The organism is Vibrio sp. RM-41-2B (assembly GCF_024744415.1).
In the GTDB taxonomy this organism is placed as follows: Bacteria; Pseudomonadota; Gammaproteobacteria; order Enterobacterales; family Vibrionaceae; genus Vibrio; species Vibrio diabolicus.
The window spans coordinates 1-17,879 of the sequence record NZ_JAMQWD010000056.1 but is presented as its reverse complement, the minus strand read 5'-3'; the positions used below and the strand labels follow the sequence as shown (position 1 = coordinate 17,879).

The window sequence follows — 17,879 nt, the reverse complement described above, 5'->3', positions numbered from 1 at the left end:
ATGAAATGGATTTTGACATTGTGCTTATTTGTTTTTGCGCCTTTTAGCATGGCTGCGGATTCAGCCACTGACAAATATGAAGGAATTGAAATTACCGTAAATATCAACACGGCCTCTGCTGAAGAAATAGCGACCATGTTGAAAGGTATTGGTGAGAAGAAAGCGCAGAGTATCGTGGACTACCGCGAGGAGCATGGCCCTTTTAAAACGGCAGCAGATTTGAAGAGCGTAAAAGGCATTGGTGAAGCGACAGTTAAGAAAAACGAAGACCGCATTTTACTGTAGCTTGATGTATTTCAGATATTGAGTCTGAATTCAGAACAATATCTGTTTCCCTATTACTGCTTTCCCGAACCAACCCCTCTTTCGTGGTTCGGGATTTTTTAACCGAATAAACGACGGCGAAAGCCTTTTTCCATTAGAGCCATTGTTAACCCACCGAGTGCGCCAAATAAATGAGCATCAATAGCAACGTTTGCGCCGATAAGCGCAGCAGTGCTGCTTGATGGACCATAGATCTGCTCCCATGCTACTTTGGCAATAAGCCCGCCGACCAACAACAAGCTGCTTCTTCTGCTTTCAAAGACTTCTCTGAGTGCCCAGAATCCAAATAGTCCGTGTAGTACGCCAGATAATCCCACGTACACCGACATGTTGGTAAACAAATTCATTGCGCCAACAAATGCGCACAAGAGTGAGAAAACGATAAGGAAGTTGCGAGTGCTTGGACGAAAAATAAAAGTAATGATCCACAATCCTGCCAGGTTCATCCCTAAGTGCGCAAAGTTGGTATGTGTGAGATTTCCTGTTACGATTCGCCACCATTCGCCATGGCGTATATTGTAGCTGTGCCACTCGGTTAGGCTTGCCATTGGTTCGAATTGAAGTATCAAACAGATCACGCTGATAATACTCAGCAAGGTATAAAGGTTCACTCTATGTCTCGTTATTGTTCTCGTTGTGGAAAATCGCAAAAAGCGTGTATTTGCCAATGGATTGTACCGTTGGCAAGCGAGGTAGAACTTATCATTCTTCAGCACACGAGTGAAGAACATCGTCCGCTTGGTACGGCACGGATTCTCAATTTGAGTTTAGATAACTGTATTTGTCTGATAGGAGAGGACTTTTCTGGTGATGATGTCTTAAATCACTTGTTGGCGGATGAATCATATCAACATTTTGTTCTTTACCCATCGGAACAGTCACGATGCATCTCTGAAATTAATCAAGCGAGCCGTAGTGTATCTAAGAAAATACGTTTGATTTTGCTCGATGGGACGTGGAAAAAAGCGTACAAAATGTGGCGGCTTTCTAGCAATTTACATCCACTCCCAACCGTGCAATTACCGAAGCAATTACAAGGGCATTACACTATTCGTAAAGCGCCCTCTGAGAATAGCTTATCGACAGTCGAGGCAGGTTATCATTCGCTTCGCTTGCTTGAACCCGAGAGAGACTTTACACCGCTTATGCATGCCTTTGAAAAGATGATCGAATTCCAAATCGCCCAGATGCCGCCGGGCGTATTTGAAAAGAATTACTTGAAAGGTTGAGTGTTACTAAAGAACGATGGAAGAGAATAGCTGACGGTGCAGCTTTTGCGCGTGACCATCGGTCATAGCAGAAATGTAATCGGCGATGACCCTCATCTTATTGCTCTCGCTTTTCGCTTGGCACCACAGTTCTTTTGTATGAACAGGCAGCAAGCGCTCTGGGTCCGCTGTTAACGCTTCAAAAATGTCCATAATAATTTGCTGACCTTTATATTCAACGATCTGGACCTGCGGGACTTGGATAACAAAAGTACTGACAAAGTGTTTGAGTACGTCAAGTGCTCGTGCCATTTGTGGCTCTAAACACGCATTCCAAGACAGTAATGGATTATTGAAAGGCTCATCCACCGCCTTAATTGAAATGCTGGTCAGCAGGGCGTTAACCATACCACCGATGGCATCTTTCCGCTCATGATGCTTACCACTAAATAGCATCTGTCCGATGGAATCGATATGTGCTTCAAACCACGGGTCGCCACAGTCCGCTAATTGACTTGCTGCGCCTTCTTGCCATTGCTGACGTGTCACCATACCAAGCACGATTGCATCTTCTAAATCATGAACGCCGTAGGCGATATCGTCCGCTAGCTCCATGATTGAGCAATCGAGTGATTTAAAACGCGTTTTACTGTGCTCAAACTCCGATTCTGGTTTTGAGCGCATTAAGCTAAGCAATGCCTTGTCGTTGTCAGAAAGCGGTGCAATTACCCAATCAAATAAGTCTTTATCACAATCATAAATGCCTTTAGCTGGGCTCCAATCTTTTGCTTTTAGTTTACGTTGGTGCTCGGCTGGTTGAGGTAACTTGACGGAGCGTGTTTGACTAATGAGGGCAGGGTACTTAATCAAACCAAGCAGTGTGCGGCGTGATAAATTCATTCCGAAATGCTCGGTATAAGGCTCTAACTTAGTGACGATACGAAAGGTTTGGGCGTTCCCCTCGAAGCCGCCATGTTCGCGCATTACGTAGTTTAGAGCGACTTCTCCCCCATGACCGTATGGAGGATGCCCGATGTCGTGCGCCAAACATAATGAATCAATTAAGCTGTCTGATGGTAATAGATCACGGAACTCTGGTTGTTTTTTCTTTAACTGGGCGACGATACCGGTCCCGAGTTGCGACGCTTCTAAGGAGTGTGTTAACCGACTGCGGTGAAAGTCTTCCAAGCTATTGCCGTGTACTTGGGTTTTTGCTTGTAAGCGTCGAAATGCAGCCGAGTGAAGAATGCGCGCTCGGTCTCTTTGGTACGGACTTCGATGGTCGTCACGACGTATTTTATGCTCATCATCATGGCGCTCTTGCCATTGCGGGTGTAATTCAAACGACACGATTATCTCCGTAAGCTAACTGATTTCATCTAACGATAATTCGAAACTTGGGGCAAAGGTATTGAGGAAGTAATCCATTTCAGGCGTTCTACGTTCTTGCAAAGTGATGTCTAAGCGTTTTTTTGCCAGAGCGAACTCATGATTGCCTGCGCTTAGTTCTTCGAGACATTTTAAATAGGCACAGATGGAGTCGGCTTGCTTGACGATTTTTGCGTCCTCTTCGTGTGCAGAGTGGGAAAGAAGGTAGGGGGCAAAATCATCTTGGAACTCTTCCGGTAACATTGAGAGTAATTTTTGTTCCGCTGCCGATTCTATCTTCTTATATTCTTTGGCAATTTCAGGATTGTAATACTTCACTGGGGTTGGAAGGTCACCCGTTAATACTTCGCTGGAGTCATGGTACATAGCAAGAATCGCGATGCGTTCTGGATTAAGGTTGCCGCCGAACTTTTTGTTTTTAATTAGGGCAAGGGCATGAGCGACAAAAGCAACTTGTAAGCTATGCTCTGAAACGTTTTCTGGTGAGACGGACCGCATTAAAGGCCAGCGTTGGATCAGCTTCATTCGAGCCAGGTGAGCGAAAAAATGGCTTTCTTTCATGGCTTTCTCCGTTTCTGGTGTAAAAAAGGAACTCACTAGGAGTTCCTCTAAGCATATGAGAGATCAGCACTAATTACTACCAGTGATTCATTACTGGCTGTAGGTTGATAGGAATCTTTCAAAACGTCCAATGGCGATTTCTAGATCTTCAACGTGTGGCAGTGTAACTATGCGGAAATGGTCTGGTTTTGGCCAGTTGAAACCGGAACCTTGCACCAGTAAGACCTTCTCTTGTTTTAAGAAATCTAAAACCATCTGCTGATCGTTCTTGATGTTGTACATTTTTGTGTCGATTTTCGGGAAGAGGTACATAGCACCCTTAGGTTTGACACAAGAAACACCAGGAATCTGATTGATCAGTTCATACGCTCTATTGCGCTGCTCTAATAAGCGTCCGCCAGGTAAAATCAGTTCATTGATACTCTGGTATCCACCTAGCGCAGTTTGAATTGCATGTTGCATTGGTACGTTTGCACATAAACGCATCGATGAAAGCAGCTCCAAGCCATTCACGTACCCTTGAGCTAGATGTTTAGGCCCCGTTAGGAACATCCAGCCACCACGGAAACCGCAAACGCGGTAGGCTTTTGAAAGGCCATTGAATGTCATGACGAGCACGTCTTCAGTGAGTGTTGCGACTGAGGTATGTGTTGCACCGTCGTACAACACTTTGTCGTAGATCTCATCTGCGAAAATGATCAGTTTGTACTGGCGCGCGATTTCAATCACTTCAAGTAGGAAATCACGGCTATATATCGCACCTGTCGGATTGTTCGGGTTGATCAGAACAATGCCACGTGTCTTTGGTGTGATTTTCTTTTTGATGTCTTCAAGATCTGGGTACCAGTCTGCACCTTCATCACATAGGTAATGAACCGGCTTACCGCCTGATAGTGCAACTGAAGCTGTCCACAACGGATAATCAGGTGCTGGGATTAGCATTTCGTCGCCATTATTTAACAGCGCTTGCATGGCCATCACGATCAGCTCAGACACGCCGTTACCCACATACACATCTTCGACATCTAGAGAGCGGATACCTTTACGTTGATAGTGTTGAACCACGGCTTTACGAGCAGAGTAAATGCCTTTGGAATCACAATAGCCTTGAGAAGTCGGCAGATTACGAATCACGTCGACTAAAATCTCATCAGGGGCGTCAAAACCAAATGGGGCAGGGTTACCAATGTTTAGCTTTAGGATTTTATGCCCTTCTTCCTCCATGCGCTTAGCATGTTTGAGTACAGGACCCCTAATGTCGTAGCAGACATTATCGAGTTTTGACGACATCCCGATATTTTGCATTGTATAATTCCTAAAAATTCGTTAATTTCTTTATTAAAATACAATAATTTGTTTTTTATTAGAATATATATCTGTAAATTATCTGTTTGCTGGTTAAGTTTTGCTCGTTTGCTATCACAGGATTTTGCAAAAGATCGCATACGACCTTGATTTGCTTTGGGTCTAAACTTAGAGTAGCCGTCAGTTACCATTTATCCTCACATACTACGAGGTTGATTTGTCACAGTTCCATCAAGCCGTAAAGAGAATTATCGAGCGAGTTCAGCAAGCGGAAGGCAATCAAACACGTCTGGTCGAGCCCCTGAGCGAGAAACCTAATTTCTCATTTATTGATTGGCTTGATGCACAACCACTTTTCCCTAAATTTTACTGGCAGTCCCGCGATACTCGTGAAGAGGTCGTTGCACTAGGGCAATTACACGCTTTTGTTGAGCCAGGCCCTGCTTATACCATTCTAGGTGAAGGGCAACGAGTCTGGGGCGGACGCTCTTTTGACGGCCAGCATGAGAAGAATCGTCGCTGTATGCCTTCTTTCTTCTTTTTGCCTCAAATTGAGTTAATTCGTTTTGACCAACAATGGTCTCTCGCAGTTAATATTTCAGAAGACAAAGCACGAACCCTAGCAGGACTGAATAAACTGGTTTGTGAGGTCGCGACCTTAGCTCCGATTTCTTCTCACATCCGCTCTATTGTTCATACGCCAAGTCAGCCTCAATGGAATGAGTTAGTTCATAAAGTTCTGACTGGTATAAAGAATGATGATTTTAAGAAAGTGGTATTGGCGCGTCGCTCTACCGTGCAGCTTGATAACACATTAAGTGCTGCACAGTTGCTGAAAGCGAGTTACTTAAATAACCATCATAGTTTCCATTTCATGCTGAGCTTAGACAGCAAACACAGCTTTATGGGTTCTACGCCAGAACGTTTGTATTCTCGCGTAGGGCACGAACTTCATACCGAAGCGTTAGCAGGCACGATTGGTCGAGGGGACAATGCCACTCACGATATGGAGTTGGCGAATTGGTTATCCCAAGACCAAAAGAACCTCAACGAAAACCAATATGTAGTTGATGATATTATTGATCGCCTATCACCACATTCCGAAGCGGTTGAAGTGGAGGCCGAGGCAAGTTTGGTTAGGCTACGAAAAGTGCAACACCTCAAGCGAAATATTCACGCGAGCCTAAAGACGGGAATAAACGGTGTTCAGTTGTTATCGGCGCTTCAGCCAACGGCGGCGGTTGCTGGCTTACCTCGACAAGAATCCATGCAGTTTATTCTTGATAATGAGCCCTTTGCACGCGGCTGGTACGCGGGGTCAATGGGGTACATAAGCCATGAACGAGCAGAGTTTTGTGTCGCGATCAGAAGTGCGCTTGTGCTCGGTGACCAAGTACAACTGTTTGCGGGCGCAGGTATTGTGCCAGGCTCTGTAGCAGAGCATGAGTGGGCGGAACTTGATAAGAAAATGTCGACGTTACTTACGCTGATTTCTGATCACCCCCCGTTGGGAGTCGCATCATGAATCATGACCAAGCGGTGCTCAATCGAATTTGGTCAGAAACCATATTGATTGAGCTTCAGCGATTTGGCGTTAAGCATGTTTGTATCGCTCCTGGCTCTCGTTCTACTCCTTTAACTTTAGAGGCGGCAGAACAGTCCAATTTTTTTATTCATACTCACTTTGATGAGCGTGGTCTCGGCTTTATGGCTCTTGGTTTAGCGAAAGCTACTCAAGAGCCAGTGGCAATCATCGTTACCTCTGGTACGGCAGTGGCGAACTTATTACCAGCCGTTGCGGAGGCTAGGCTTACTGGTGAAAAGCTGGTGCTGCTCACTGCGGATCGTCCGATGGAGCTCGTTGGCTGTGGCGCAAACCAAGCGATTAACCAGTTGGGTATTTTTTCACATCATGTCTCGGCCAGCTTGAATTTACCAAGCCCAACTTTAACAACATCGCTTAATTGGTTGCTGACCTCTGTTGACGAAGTGATGTTTACTCAGCAGCTGCAAGGCAGTGCTGTTCATATTAACTGTGCATTTCCAGAACCTTTGTATTCCAACGGTGCAAAAGCGGATTATCAAACCTACTTAGACTCGGTAGCCGGATGGCGAAAAGGAAGTGGTAGTTATACCCAGCGTTTTAGCCACTTGTCACAGGCGAAAATCCCGTCTTGTGCGGATAAAAAAGGCTTGGTTGTGATTGGCAGCTTACCGCTTGAACAAGCGAAGTCGGCGCAGGCATTTGCACAAAAGATGGGATGGCCAGTATTTGCAGACCAGCAAAGTGGTCTCAGTTCGGATTGGGCGCATTACGATGTATGGCTTCAACTTCCCGAGTTCGCAAACGAGCTTGAATCTTGTGAACTTATTATCCAATTTGGTAGCCGAATCATCTCCAAACGTTTGAACCAGTGGATTGATAAACAAGTTTCGCAAAATCAACAAAGTAAAGACGTTCAATACTGGTATATCTCACCGCGTATGGACCGTAATAACCAAAATCATCTGGCGCAAATGCACTGGGTTGAACTTCCTCAAACTTGGGTTTCTCGCATTAGCTTTGAGAAGCCAATATTTGCTGGGTGGGCTGATAGGTTAGCGAATGGAGTTAAGCGAGTTCATCAACGTATCGAAGAAGCTTTCCTATCTGATTCAGCTTCTGCCATTGACGAAATTGCGTTGGCAGCAGACATCAACGAGCGCACTAAAAACGCTGATGTCTTTTTGGGTAACAGTTTGTTTGTTCGACTTGTCGATATGTACGGCAAACTTGATGATGTAGAAGTGTTCACTAACCGAGGCGCGTCAGGAATTGACGGTTTGTTTGCTACCGCATCAGGTGTGCAGCGAGCAAGAGGTAATCCGTTACTGATGTATATTGGTGACACATCAGCACTGTATGATCTCAATTCACTAGCTCTGTTTTCTCACAATAAACTGCCGACGGTGCTTGTGGTCACAAACAATGATGGTGGCGCAATTTTCGATATGTTACCGGTGCCTCAGGAGCATCGCACTGCGTACTACCAAATGCCCCACGGTTATCGGTTTGAACATGCAGCCAAACAGTTTGGTTTAAAGTATGAGAAGCCAACTACGTTAGAAATGTATCAAGCAATGGTTGCCGAGCACCTGTCGAGCGGCCAAGGCACACTGCTGGTGGAAGTTCAAACCTCACCAAGCCAAGCCGCAGAGTTGATAAAGGCATTTAATAAGAGCCTGCATGCTTCACTCTGAGCGTCTCTCTTCAACTGAAAAACACCAAAGTGGCGACCTTCCCACTCTGGTGTTTTTGCATGGCTTTTTAGGAAGTGGTGCTGATTGGCAAGCTTGTTTGGATGAGCTGACTCAGTTTGAACGAGTCGTTATAGACCTTCCTGGTCATGGTCGCAGTCAGTTTACAAAGTGCAACGATTTCGATGATTGCTGCAAACTTCTTAATTCCACACTATCTTTATTATTTCCCTCACAACAACCACTTATTTTGATTGGTTACTCGATGGGCGGCCGTATTGCGATGCATGGTATTGCCAATCAATGCTTCTCAGATCTCAATATTGTGGGCGCAATTGTTGAAGGGGGAAACTTCGGGCTTCAAACTGAGTCAGAGAAACAGGTGAGATTGGAGAATGATGTTCGCTGGGCAAAGCGTTTCAAAACTGAACCACTTGAACGTGTTTTGAACGATTGGTATCAGCAAGCGGTGTTTTCTTCACTAAACCATGAGCAAAGACAAACATTAATTGCGAAGCGAAGTGATAATCTTGGCTCGGCGGTCTCGAGCATGCTGATGGCAACATCGTTAGCCAAGCAGGCGTATTTGTTGCCCACACTGAAAAAGCAGAATATACCGATGTATTACTTGTGTGGTGCGAAAGACCAAAAATTTAGCCAACTGGCACAACGTAGCGGGTTGGCGTATCGACAAGTTGAAGGCGCAGGACATAACGTTCATCAAGAGCAGCCCCAACAATTTGCGATGCATATTAAGCAAATAATTCAATCTCACTTTGGTGAGAGTAACGAGAACAATGGGAATCACCATGGCTAAAACAGTAGGCATTTCTGAAGAAGAACTTTACGCTCCGGTTCAATGGAAAGATTGCGGCGAGAAATACGAGGATATTCACTACCATAAATCTGAAGATGGTATCGCGAAAATTACCATTGCACGCCCACAAGTGCGTAATGCATTCCGCCCTCAAACAGTAAAAGAGATGATTGATGCGTTAGCAGATGCGCGTTACGACTCTGGTGTTGGCGTGATCATTCTGACAGGTCTAGGTGAAGACGCATTCTGTTCTGGCGGCGACCAGAAGATCCGTGGCGACTACGGCGGCTATAAAGACGAGCAAGGTACACACCACCTAAACGTATTGGACTTCCAACGCGATATTCGAACTTGTCCAAAACCTGTGATCGCATCAGTTGCCGGCTGGGCTGTTGGCGGCGGTCATGTACTGCACATGATGTGTGACCTAACAATTGCAGCGGACAACGCGCAGTTTGGTCAAACGGGCCCTAAAGTGGGTTCATTTGATGGTGGTTGGGGCGCGTCTTACATGGCTCGTATCGTAGGCCAGAAGAAAGCACGCGAAATCTGGTTCCTATGTCGTTTCTATAACGCGCAAGAAGCGTTAGACATGGGCTTGGTCAACACGGTTGTGCCGCTAGAAGAGCTAGAGAAAGAAACTGTTCGTTGGTGTCGTGAAGTTCTTCAGCATAGTCCAATGGCGCTACGCTGCCTGAAAGCTGCATTGAATGCGGACTGTGATGGTCAAGCAGGTCTTCAAGAGCTTGCGGGTAACGCAACGATGATGTTCTACATGACCGATGAAGGACAAGAAGGTCGTAACGCATTCAACGAGAAACGTCGCCCAGACTTCGACAAATTCCCTCGTAACCCATAATCCGTATAAAAAGAGGAGTGTTTTAGCTCCTCTGTTCCATTTTTCCTGAGCACCTCGCCCTCAGGGAGGCTGGTGGGATTGCTCGCCAGAACGCTCAAATATACGGCATTACATAGGACTCGAATTATGCGTGAAGCGAAAATTTATCGTTATAGCTTGCCCATGGATAGTGGTGTCATCCTGCGAGACAATAAGCTAACTGAACGTGTTGGTTATGTTGTTGCGCTTTCTGAAGGTGACCAAATAGGGCTTGGAGAAGTCGCTCCTCTTCCTGGTTTTAGTTTAGAGAGCACCGAAGATGCTGGTATTCAGCTACAAGAACAAGCGGAGCGTTGGGTAGCAGGATTGGATGTGGATTACGCCAACATGTATCCATCGGTCGCGTTTGGTTTATCGATGGCACAGTTAGAGTTAGCTGGTGGCCTGCCCCAACAAGGTAAGTATCAAACAGCGCCGCTGTGTACTGGTGACCCAGACGAGCTCATTCCAAAGCTGAACGAAATGGAAGGCGAGAAAGTCGCGAAAGTAAAAGTCGGGCTTTATGAGCCAATTCGGGATGGCATGCTTGTGAACCTTTTCCTTGAATCTATCCCTCAATTAACGCTTCGACTTGATGCAAACCGCGCTTGGACACCAGAAAAAGCGCAGCAGTTTGCTAAATACATTACTCCGTCTCTGCGTCAGCGCATTACCTTTTTGGAAGAGCCGTGCCGCTCTCCTGGCGATAGTCTCTCTTTTGCTATCAATACTGGTATTGCGATTGCTTGGGATGAAACGTTGCAAGATGCGGTTCGTCGAGAGGATTTCCGTCTTGAAGATCTAACTGGTGTGAAAACGATCATCATCAAGCCCACACTCATTGGTTCGGTGGATTTTTGTATTACACTGATAGAGAAGGCGAAGTCACTGGGGATGAAAGCGGTTATTAGCTCGAGCATTGAATCCAGTCTCGGTTTAACGCAATTAGCGCGCTTTGCCCAATGGCAGCTGCCTGATGAAGTTCCAGGTTTGGATACGATTGGCCTATTCAAAGCTCAGTTAGAGCAAGGCTGGCCTAAGTGTGAACTTCCCGTTCTTCCTCTGAAAGATCAGGAGATTGTGTGGCATTCTGCATAGACAATGTTACGAAGGCACCGTGGAAATATTGGGCTCAAACGAGCCCTTTTTCTATTGCACTCAAGACACCAACAGAAACATTAAACTGGCAACAACTCTCAGTACGTATTGACCAATACGCTCACTATTTGAATGACTTGGGCGTAACGCGGGGAGATGTGCTGACTTTGGTAGGTAAAAACCAAGTCGAAACTCTGCTGTTTTATCTTGCTTCCAAGCAGTTAGGCGCACTTGCCGCGCTGACCATGGTACAACCACTCGATACGCTACAGAGTAAACTTGCGACCCTTTATAAACCTGAACAAACTCGGTTTATCTGGTTTGCTCAGGAGTGCGCTTCGACCTTTTCTGGACATGATATACAAAAACTCAAGGCAACATTGCTTTCACCGCCCTTAGTTTCACAACAAGAGCGTGATGCGGTGATTGAAGATGCCTATCACCATGACAGGCTCGCTTCAGTGGTATTTACCTCTGGCTCGACAGGGGAGCCTAAAGCTGTGGTTCATACACATCGACAACACCTTGCATCCGCAGAAGGCTTGTTGCAAGAGTTCATTTTCACTCAGCAAGATTCTTGGCTATTGTCGCTTCCGCTTTATCACGTCTCTGGATTGGCGATTGTATATCGTTGGCTATATGTCGGAGCGACATTGAAAATCGGTACAGGAAAACTTGTCGAAGATATTCAGGGCGTGTCACACGCATCTTTGGTTGCAACGCAGCTCAAACGGCTATTGGATGATGATGCTCACTTGTCATTGACGCATGTGCTATTGGGCGGCAGCCACGTTGCTCACGAGTTGGCGTTGCGAGCAACAGGACGAGGGATTGAGGCGTGGTTAGGTTATGGGATGACGGAAGCAGCCTCTACCGTTACCGCAAAGAGAATTGACAGTACCAGTAATGCTGGACATGTATTGAATCACCGTAAGATAAAGTTGGTTGACCAACGCATTTTTGTCGGTGGTAAAACATTAGCGGCAGGGTATTTTCATCAAGGTCATGTTACTCCGTTTCTGGATGAGAAAGGCTGGTTTGACAGCAAGGACCTTGGTGAGTGGCAAGGTGACGAGTTAAAGATCATCGGCCGTGCCGACAATCAATTTACCTCTGGTGGTGAGAATATTCATTGTGAAGAGATTGAGGCAGCGTTGAACCAAATTGATGGTGTGGTGCAGAGCATAGTGGTTCCAGTCGAAGATGCGGAATTTGGTCATCGCCCTGTTGCTGTGATTCAGACCAATGATTTGCGCAGCAAAGCGGAATATGACCTGCATTTGCAATCCAAATTAGAGAAGTTTAAATGGCCAGTGGAATACCATTTAATGCCACAAGTGCTACTAGAAAGTGGGATCAAAGTTTCTCGGAAGGCAGTGAAGGAGTGGCTATTACCATCAATTCAGCATTAGTCAATTTTGCTATGTATTAGTCAGAAAGGGAATTTCGTATCCTTATAACTCTGAATTATAATTATGCTTCTTCGAAGAGAGAAAAGGCATAAGGTTCAGGATGGTAAAGCTAGTATTAATTACGGCGGTAGCACTACAAATTGGTATTGCAATAAGCAGTGAAGGGCTCGCCCGCTCTCTTGCAGAGCTGACGGCCTTTTTGATCGCTATCGCATTGGTTGTTACATACAAAAACAGCAAACTTGAGCCGTCGTCATCTCAACACGATGAGAAGACCACTAATATCTAAACAATAACCAACTTAGAGAAGTGGTTGAAATCAACACCCACAGAGTTACACCAAACAACAGTGGCTTAGCTCCAGCAGACCTCAGCTTCGAAATTGAAATGCTGCAACCAATCAGGAACAGGCACACCACCAAAGCTTGTTTCGCTCCAACGAAAATACCGTGATAGACCATTTCAAATTGAGGGAAGAAGTCGCTAAACGCGATGGCTGCGCAGTACCAAAAAATGAAATAAGGAATAACTAACTTTTTCGTTCCATTCTCTTTCTGGTCTCTCGAAAAGATTACGGCACTGATCAGTGCGACAGGGATGATCCACAAAGCTCGTGCGAGTTTTAACGTTGTTGCTGTAGTTAGCGCTTCTTCACCGTAGGCTGAGGCAGCCCCAACAACAGAAGAAGTGTCATGAATAGCAATCGCGGCCCATGTACCAAATGTGTGTTGATCTAGCCCTAAAGCATGCCCAACCACAGGAAACACGAATAGTGCGATGGAGTTTAGGACAAATACCGTTGCCAGTGCTAATCCAATCTGTTCGTCTTTTGCTTTAATCGCTGGTGCTACAGCGGCAATTGCACTACCACCACAAATTGCTGTACCTGACGAGATTAAGTATGCGGTTACTCGCTCCAACTTAATTATTCTGGCAATGATAGTGCCTATGATCAGTGTGCCCGCAATCGTGGCGATAATCAGACCGATACCATCCGACGTGACAGAGAGTGCTTGCTCAAAGTTGATGCCAAAGCCTAAACCAATAATCGAGTAGGACAGCAGCTTTTTAGTAAAAGAAGCAATGGGCAGTTCTGAAGGCACAAAACCAAAACTTGCGAGTAGAAAACCAATAACTAGGGCAATAGGAGAGGAGACAAAAGGGGTTAAGCAAAAGAGTAACGCCAATCCAAACAAGAGGTAGTTTCTATTCAAGGTTTTTATTCGCTGTTGTGAATGAAAGCGAGAGTATATCGCACTGAGTGTGGTCAGTTTGTCTTAATGATTTGAACACATGTTCAGTTATTCTAAACATGTGTTCAAATGTATTTTTATCGCCAGTCGCCTCTAAGTTGATGCACTCTATCGAACATCGTTTTTGCCGTTGCTTCATTTGGTGGAACCGGCTGTCCGGCCTCAATTTCTAGCTTTGACCAAAATCGAGTCGGTAAGCCACAACATGCGCGGCCTTTCGCGCGGCTGAAATAGCTTCCCCATAAGCCTTTGAGTGCCACGGGTATGACAGGTACTGGGCTGCGACGCAGAATAATATCAATGCCACGCATGAATTCATTCATTTCACCGTCTGAGGTTAATTTCCCCTCTGGGAAAATACAGACGATATGTCCTTCGCTTAATGCGGTTTCTACATCATTAAATGCACGCCTGATGGAGTTTCTGTTACTCGCTGAAATCGGAATTACCCCAGTTCTGCGTAAAAAGCGTCTTAGTGGAGGTAGGTTGGCGTAATCTTCCTCCATCACAAAACGAATCAACCTTGGGCATACTGCGCTAAGTAGCAAGGCGTCCATATAGCTCACGTGATTACATACGATCAACGCACCGCCTTGTTCTGGCAAGTTATGTAGGTTTTTATGTTTCACTCGATAAATAGTGTGAGTTAGCATCCAAACCACAAAACGGACAACGAATATCGGTATTTGCAAAAAAATGTAAGCGGCGACCAAGAAATTCAAAATGGCTAACAATGCAAACAGCTGAGGAATTGTCATCTTGATGACACTCAGGCACACAATACCTAAGACAGCACTGCCGACCATAAACAGAGAGTTAAAGATGTTGAGCCCTGCGATGACTTGTGCGCGCTCGGTTTCCTTTGCTCTATGTTGCATTAATGCGTAAAGCGGTACGATAAACAGCCCGCCAGAGGCGCCAATCATCAATAGATAGAAAAATAATGGCCAAAAAGGCTCATATCTAAAGAAGTCTACAAAGTTATGGAAGATAGGTAGGTCACTTGGAATGGAGGTTGCCATCAAGTACCCAAATACCGTAATGCCAAGTGCGCCAATAGGCACAATACCGACTTCGATACGATGATTTGAGATCCAATTGCAAAGTAGCGACCCCAGCGCGATACCAATGGAAAACAGAGCTAGCAAGAAAGACACCGCACTCTCGGTGCCATTTAAGTAAATCTTGGTGAAATTCGGGAACTGGGTTAGATAGGCGGCGCCTAAAAACCAAAACCAGCTTATCGCCATAATACATTGAAAAACAACACGATCTGATTTTGCGATGGATAGCGTGTGTTTAGTTTGTTTGTACGGTTGCCAACGAAAAGAAAGATTAGGTGCGCTGGCGGCTGCAAAGGGTATTGAGCGGCTCGACAAATATCCCAATAATGCAAAGAGTACGACACAAAATGCGGCAAGGTATTTTGCGTTGTCTGCTGAGGCGATAATTCCAGCACCTAGGGTACCAATAAGGATGGCGATAAAGGTACCAGCTTCAACAAGGGCGTTGCCTGGCACTAACTCTTTTGCGTTTAATTTTTGGGGCAAAAGGGCATATTTAACCGGTCCAAAGAATGCTGACTGTGTGCCCATTAAGAACAGTAGCAGCAAAAGCACACCATAACTTTCGGTTATAAAACCAATGGCGCCCAAAAGCATGATGGCGATTTCAAACAGCTTTACCTTGCGAATAAACCATGATTTTTCATATTTATCGGCTAATACGCCAGCTGAAGCGGAGAATAGAAAGAACGGTAGAATGAACAAGCCAGCCGCTAAATTGATGAACAAGTTGCTCGAAATAGGTAGTGCGCTGGATCCCGCGAAGGCGACAAACAGCAGCAAAACGTTTTTAAAAATATTGTCGTTGAAAGCGCCAAAAAACTGAGTAATGAAATAGGGTAGGAACTTTCTTTGCGTAAGTAAGGACGGCTGTCTGTCGGACGACATGGATAATCCTTTGTTACCAGTTTGTGATGTAGTTAGAAAGCAGGTTACTGATTAATTCTTTACCATCAATTGGTTCACTAGAGAAAAATTTATCATCAACACTGAGTAAAGTAATACCGTGTACGCCAGACCAAAGCACTCGACTCGCTTGAATCACTTCGGACTCGGTACGATGTGGTGCGATTTGAGCCAATAGTGACTCCAGCATTCCTGTCATCCCGTCGATACGTTTGGCATGCCATTCTGGAAGCTCTGCACCATTCATGTTGTGCTCGAACACTAACTGCCAACGGTAAGGGTGCTTTTGAGCGAAATCGTGGTAGCAATAAGCCAGTTCAAATAGAGCTTGATGAGAGTCTTTACTGCTATTGGTCGCCTTCAGTGCTTCTTGGGAGAGTTCGTCTAAAGTTTGCGCGACTACGTGTAAAAGTAACAGGTTATAGTTGCCAAAAATGTTGACTAATGTGCTTGGCACGTAACCAATCATGTTAGCGATTTTACGAAGACTGAGTTCGTGGTAAGAATTCTCATCTAAAAAGTTTTTGACTGTTGTTAAAGTCAAATTCACTAACTCTTCTCTGGTGTGATCGTTTCTGCGCGCCATACTCTCAAACTGCTTTATTGAACATCGTTCAATATGATAGTCAGCTACCTATTAACCGTCAACAAGGCAATATACTCAAGTGACGTCAAGGTGCAGGATTCTGAGCTGTGTCACTGATTCTAATTCAAGTAAAACATCCCCGAGTAGTAGCGAGTTCATTCCAAGCATTTCTAAACGAACCAAGTATCTCGAAGTTAACCGAGAGCAGTCTGTATCTTTGGCAATATTCTGATACATGTCAGCTTCTGTAAGCTGTTTTCATCAACAGGCATACAGAGTATGATGACGTAACAATCATCTTTGGCGTGCTACTGTTTGAAACAATCGTTGTTTCGTCTGATAGAGCACAATCTTAGATAGCTAACTTTAAGGATAACGATGAAACGTTTATTTTCTATTGTTGCTCTGTTGATGTTTACCGTTGCTGTAACGCCTATCGCGGAAGCGAAGAAGTTTGGTGGCAGTAAGTCTTTCGGTAAGAGCTACAAAACAGCGCCAGCACCAAAACAACAGCAACAAAACACCAATACGGTCGGCAAAGATCAGACGGCGAAGTCTTCAAGTAAAAAAGGCTTAATGGGTGGTCTGCTAGGCGGACTTCTTGCTGGTGGTCTACTTGCTGCATTCTTTGGCGGTGCTTTTGAAGGTATCCAATTTATGGATATCCTAATTATTGGTTTGATTGCCTTTGTCATCTTTAAATTAATGCGCGGTATGCTAGGTGCGAAGCAGGGCAGTATGAACCAGCATCGTCAGCAACCTGCATTTGGTGGTAACGCATCTAAGTTTGAGCAACCAAACATGCAAAACTTTGAGCAACAGCCAAACACAAATAATGGTGGCTTTGGTGGTTTCGGCGCTCAAACGGACGTACCACATAACTACCCACCAGGCTTTGACCAAGCAGCGTTTATTAACGGCTCTCGTGAACACTACCGAATCCTGCAAGGTGCGTGGAATCACAATCAACTGGAAACCATTGAAGAATATGTTTCTCCAAGCTTGTTTGAAGATCTGAAAGCAGAGCGCGCGAAGCTCGACGGTGAGCAGCATACTGATGTAATGTACGTTGATGCAGAGATCGTCCGTGCCGATTACGATGCAAATAAAGCACAGCTTAGCCTACAGTTTAGCGGTCGTTACCGTGACACAGTAGAAGGTGTTGAAGAAGAAATCGAAGATATCTGGCACCTAGAGCGTGACCTGACTGTGCCTAATGCACCATGGTTAATTGTTGGTATTCAAGGCTAGTCACCTTTAAACCAATTTAGTCACTAATAAAAATCCCGCACCCCCTGCGGGATTTTTTGTATCTGTCGTTTGTATCTACGAAAGATATTTTTATAAAACCTTCCAGGTGGAGCCTTCATCATGGCTCGCGCTTAACTCTGCCGAATATCTTTTTTGCTAGCCCGTCCTCAAGTGTTTTACTGAATGTTTTTAGCATTCACATTATGGTCATTGCGATAAAACAAGGACAAAGTGCTAGTTCATTGTTTGTATTACAACGACCAGATCCGAACTTTGTCCATCGGAGATTCGCTTCGGCCCAGTTGTTAAAGTAGGATCCAAACAGAGGGAGAATAGCGAAGAAGTTGGGTTAAATAAGGAAGGGCTTGTTACTTTATCAAGAGTCTGAAACGAAAAAAGCCAGCTCAATGAGCTGGCTTTTTCAATATGGTGGAGGGGGACGGATTCGAACCATCGAAGGCAGTGCCGGCAGATTTACAGTCTGCTCCCTTTGGCCACTCGGGAACCCCTCCAGGATGTTTTATACTTGAATGTTAGTTTCCCAACCTAGCTTCCAAGTTGTTCTTATGTTTAAAGGAAAAACACAAGAAA

The 17,879-nt window shown here is 45.1% G+C and carries 17 protein-coding genes and 1 tRNA gene; 10 read left to right on the top strand and 8 right to left on the bottom strand.

Features of this window, described 5'->3' with window-relative positions; translation table 11 throughout:
* Positions 1 to 285 (top strand): ComEA family DNA-binding protein, encoded by a 285-nt coding sequence (locus tag NB463_RS23005; protein ID WP_031780151.1) that lies wholly within the window; start codon positions 1 to 3, stop codon positions 283 to 285.
* A 98-nt stretch (positions 286 to 383) separates the two neighbouring features.
* Here the strand turns inward: NB463_RS23005 and rrtA are convergent, their stop codons facing one another.
* Positions 384 to 935 carry a rhombosortase gene (rrtA, locus tag NB463_RS23000; RefSeq protein WP_005390532.1) on the bottom strand — a complete coding sequence of 184 codons (552 nt, stop codon included), beginning with the start codon at positions 933 to 935 and terminating at the stop codon, positions 384 to 386.
* Positions 936 to 938: 3 nt separating this feature from the next.
* Between rrtA and NB463_RS22995 the strand changes: the two genes are divergently transcribed.
* Positions 939 to 1,553: a tRNA-uridine aminocarboxypropyltransferase gene (locus tag NB463_RS22995; RefSeq protein ID WP_257082821.1), complete on the top strand. Its 615-nt coding sequence runs from the start codon at positions 939 to 941 to the stop codon at positions 1,551 to 1,553.
* Positions 1,554 to 1,559: 6 nt separating this feature from the next.
* On the opposite strand, the gene NB463_RS22990 is transcribed toward NB463_RS22995, so the two are convergent.
* From NB463_RS22990 to NB463_RS22980, 3 genes are all read right to left on the bottom strand, one after another.
* Entirely contained in the window at positions 1,560 to 2,882 is a 1,323-nt protein-coding gene (locus tag NB463_RS22990; RefSeq protein WP_005390538.1) for an anti-phage deoxyguanosine triphosphatase, read from the bottom strand.
* A gap of 15 nt (positions 2,883 to 2,897) precedes the next feature.
* Positions 2,898 to 3,482, bottom strand: coding sequence for a 5'-deoxynucleotidase (yfbR, locus tag NB463_RS22985; RefSeq protein ID WP_047009477.1), 585 nt, complete (start codon positions 3,480 to 3,482; stop codon positions 2,898 to 2,900).
* A gap of 90 nt (positions 3,483 to 3,572) precedes the next feature.
* Positions 3,573 to 4,787 carry a pyridoxal phosphate-dependent aminotransferase gene (locus tag NB463_RS22980; protein WP_258431607.1) on the bottom strand — a complete coding sequence of 405 codons (1,215 nt, stop codon included), beginning with the start codon at positions 4,785 to 4,787 and terminating at the stop codon, positions 3,573 to 3,575.
* Between the two features lie 217 nt (positions 4,788 to 5,004).
* On the opposite strand from NB463_RS22980, the gene NB463_RS22975 reads away from it, so the two are divergent.
* The 7 genes from NB463_RS22975 to NB463_RS22945 all read left to right on the top strand — a co-directional run bounded on the left by NB463_RS22975 (position 5,005) and on the right by NB463_RS22945 (position 12,517).
* Complete coding sequence (locus NB463_RS22975; RefSeq protein ID WP_258431606.1) at positions 5,005 to 6,312, top strand: isochorismate synthase; 1,308 nt, start codon at positions 5,005 to 5,007, stop codon at positions 6,310 to 6,312.
* Positions 6,309 to 8,027, top strand: coding sequence for a 2-succinyl-5-enolpyruvyl-6-hydroxy-3-cyclohexene-1-carboxylic-acid synthase (gene menD / locus NB463_RS22970; protein WP_258431605.1), 1,719 nt, complete (start codon positions 6,309 to 6,311; stop codon positions 8,025 to 8,027). Before NB463_RS22975 ends, menD begins: the two co-directional genes overlap by 4 nt.
* Positions 8,014 to 8,841, top strand: coding sequence for a 2-succinyl-6-hydroxy-2,4-cyclohexadiene-1-carboxylate synthase (gene menH / locus NB463_RS22965; RefSeq protein ID WP_258431604.1), 828 nt, complete (start codon positions 8,014 to 8,016; stop codon positions 8,839 to 8,841). Before menD ends, menH begins: the two co-directional genes overlap by 14 nt.
* The gene (gene menB / locus NB463_RS22960; RefSeq protein WP_139059564.1) at positions 8,834 to 9,700 is read left to right on the top strand and encodes a 1,4-dihydroxy-2-naphthoyl-CoA synthase; all 867 of its coding nucleotides are present in this window, start codon (positions 8,834 to 8,836) and stop codon (positions 9,698 to 9,700) included. The genes menH and menB overlap by 8 nt, the downstream gene beginning before the upstream one ends.
* 126 nt (positions 9,701 to 9,826) lie before the next feature.
* On the top strand, positions 9,827 to 10,816 hold the full coding sequence (gene menC / locus NB463_RS22955; protein WP_005390552.1) for an o-succinylbenzoate synthase: 990 nt from the start codon (positions 9,827 to 9,829) through the stop codon (positions 10,814 to 10,816).
* Positions 10,801 to 12,228, top strand: coding sequence for an o-succinylbenzoate--CoA ligase (gene menE / locus NB463_RS22950; RefSeq protein ID WP_258431602.1), 1,428 nt, complete (start codon positions 10,801 to 10,803; stop codon positions 12,226 to 12,228). The genes menC and menE overlap by 16 nt, the downstream gene beginning before the upstream one ends.
* Positions 12,229 to 12,328: 100 nt before the next feature.
* Positions 12,329 to 12,517 (top strand): hypothetical protein, encoded by a 189-nt coding sequence (locus tag NB463_RS22945; protein ID WP_012842016.1) that lies wholly within the window; start codon positions 12,329 to 12,331, stop codon positions 12,515 to 12,517.
* On the opposite strand, the gene NB463_RS22940 is transcribed toward NB463_RS22945, so the two are convergent.
* The 3 genes from NB463_RS22940 to NB463_RS22930 form a co-directional block, all read right to left on the bottom strand.
* On the bottom strand, positions 12,507 to 13,442 hold the full coding sequence (locus NB463_RS22940) for a YeiH family protein (protein WP_104974325.1): 936 nt from the start codon (positions 13,440 to 13,442) through the stop codon (positions 12,507 to 12,509). The two genes, NB463_RS22945 and NB463_RS22940, sit on opposite strands and share 11 nt — an antisense overlap.
* Before the next feature lie 116 nt (positions 13,443 to 13,558).
* Positions 13,559 to 15,433: an MFS transporter gene (locus tag NB463_RS22935; protein ID WP_046874204.1), complete on the bottom strand. Its 1,875-nt coding sequence runs from the start codon at positions 15,431 to 15,433 to the stop codon at positions 13,559 to 13,561.
* 13 nt (positions 15,434 to 15,446) lie between these two features.
* Complete coding sequence (locus NB463_RS22930; protein ID WP_258431600.1) at positions 15,447 to 16,037, bottom strand: TetR/AcrR family transcriptional regulator; 591 nt, start codon at positions 16,035 to 16,037, stop codon at positions 15,447 to 15,449.
* A 378-nt stretch (positions 16,038 to 16,415) separates the two neighbouring features.
* On the opposite strand from NB463_RS22930, the gene NB463_RS22925 reads away from it, so the two are divergent.
* The gene (locus NB463_RS22925) at positions 16,416 to 17,288 is read left to right on the top strand and encodes a Tim44 domain-containing protein (protein ID WP_046874203.1); all 873 of its coding nucleotides are present in this window, start codon (positions 16,416 to 16,418) and stop codon (positions 17,286 to 17,288) included.
* 427 nt (positions 17,289 to 17,715) lie between these two features.
* Here the strand turns inward: NB463_RS22925 and NB463_RS22920 are convergent.
* Positions 17,716 to 17,800: transfer RNA gene (locus tag NB463_RS22920), tRNA-Tyr, on the bottom strand.
* Positions 17,801 to 17,879 lie beyond the last annotated feature (79 nt).